Genomic DNA, 1799 nt, shown 5'->3' on the forward strand with positions numbered 1-1799 from the left:
TCTGGTAGAGCACGGCGATCTTGGCGTCGGGCTTCTCCTTCATCAGATATTTTGCGTAGATGCGCGACTCCGACTGGTAGCTCGGCTGCCAGCCCATGGTCCAGGGATAGTTGTGCGGATCGTTCCACTTGGTGGCGCCGGTGGCGACGAAGAGCTGCGGCACCTTCTTGGCGTTCATGTATTTGTGGATCGCCGAGTTGGATGGCGTCCCGAGCGAATTGAAGATCAGGAGCACCTCGTCGCTCTCGACCAGCTTGCGGGCCTGCTCGACGGCCTTCGGCGGCGAGTAGGAATCGTCATAGGAAATGAAGTTGATCTTGCGGCCATTGATGCCGCCCTCGGCATTGAGCTTTCGGAAATAGGCCGCTTCGGTCTTGCCGATGATGCCGTAGGCCGATGCCGGCCCACTATAAGGCATGATGTTGCCGACCTTGATCTCGGTGTCGGAGGCACCGGCATCATACTTCTTGTCGGTGGCGCGTGCCGTGCCGGTGCCGCCGAGGATAACGAACGCAGCCGACGCAAGCGCGGCTCTTCGCGTGAGGATCATGTTTGCATTCCTCCCTTGGTCATGATTTTGCGATGACGTGTCGTCGGCCCTCTTTAGCGAAGGCTCTTCTTGAGCTTGCGAGTGTATCAGGAATCGCAGGCGAGGGCGCATGCGACAAAGGCCGCATGCGCCAGCGTGCGTGCGGTGCGGGATGGAGTTGAGCGGAATTGGTCGCCCCGGCTTCCGCCCCGGCCCGGCGAACGCCGGGATCCATACCCGCCAATGCGCGTAATTGGCTCTGCTGGAGCAGACAGCTTAGCATAACCAATCCCGCCGCGGCGTATGGGTCCCGGCTCGCGCTTCGCGTGGCCGGGATGACATCTGTGTTCGGCGGTGCAATGGCAAAAACAAAGCCCCCTGCGCTATCGCGCAGGGGGCTTGTTGGGCCTCGATGGTATCCGCTGCAGGCGCAGCGGACTGAACGCGTCTAGTCCTTCAGCTCGCCGCTGATGATGTCGCCAAACGGCTCCCACTTTTCACCCTTGAACCGCTGCATCCGCAGTTGCTCGATCGGTGCGAAGTCGGTGGCGGACGTGTTGATCTTGACGCCAGGTAACAGCGTGTCGGGCTCGAAGTCCTTCAGGCTTGCGGCCTGCTTCATCACGTTGGCGCGGGTCAGATCATCGCCGCACATCTGCAGCACCTTCACCAGCGTCTGCGCCGCGCCATACCCGTAGACGGTCGAGCTGTCGACCCTGTTGCCGTCAGGATAATACTGCTTGAGGAAATCCAGGAATTTCTTCATGCCAGGATCGTTGTCCCACTGAGGGTCGGCGCCGTCCTTGGCATAGGCAGCCGACAGGATGCCTTGCGCATTCTCATAGCCGGCGGGCTTGATGACGCCGCCGACCGAGGCCGAGACGTTGACGACGATCTGCAGCGGATGCCAGTCGAGCTCCGCCACCTTCTTGATCGCCTGCGCCGCGAATTTTGGCGTGGTGATGCTGTAGAAGGTGTCGGCGCCGGAGGCCTTGAGCTTGACGATATGGCTGTCGATCGACGGCTCCGAAGTTTCGTAAGCCTCCTCGGCGACGATCATCGAGGCCGCCTTGGCGCCGAGACCGTCCTTTAAGCCCTTGAGATAGTCCTTGCCGAAATCATCGTTCTGATAGATCAGGCCGATCTTGGCGTCCGGCTTCTCCTTCAGAATGTATTTCGCATAGATCCGCGATTCCGCCTGGTAGCTCGGCTGCCAGCCCATGGTCCACGGGAACGCCTTCGGATCGTTCCACTTGGTCGCGCCGGTCGC

At 60.8% G+C, this 1799-nt stretch carries 2 protein-coding genes; both read right to left on the bottom strand.

Annotation, left to right across the window (positions count from 1 at the left end; translation table 11 throughout):
- Positions 1-550, bottom strand: a 550-nt coding sequence (locus WA702_RS30105) for an ABC transporter substrate-binding protein (RefSeq protein WP_425114172.1), incomplete at its 3' end; no start/stop codon positions are given.
- Between the two features lie 427 nt (positions 551-977).
- A partial coding sequence (locus WA702_RS30110) for an ABC transporter substrate-binding protein (protein ID WP_425114173.1) occupies positions 978-1799 on the bottom strand: 822 nt, incomplete at its 5' end.

Origin of the sequence: Bradyrhizobium sp. (assembly GCF_049798375.1) — a bacterium.
In the GTDB taxonomy this organism is placed as follows: domain Bacteria; phylum Pseudomonadota; class Alphaproteobacteria; order Rhizobiales; family Xanthobacteraceae; genus Bradyrhizobium.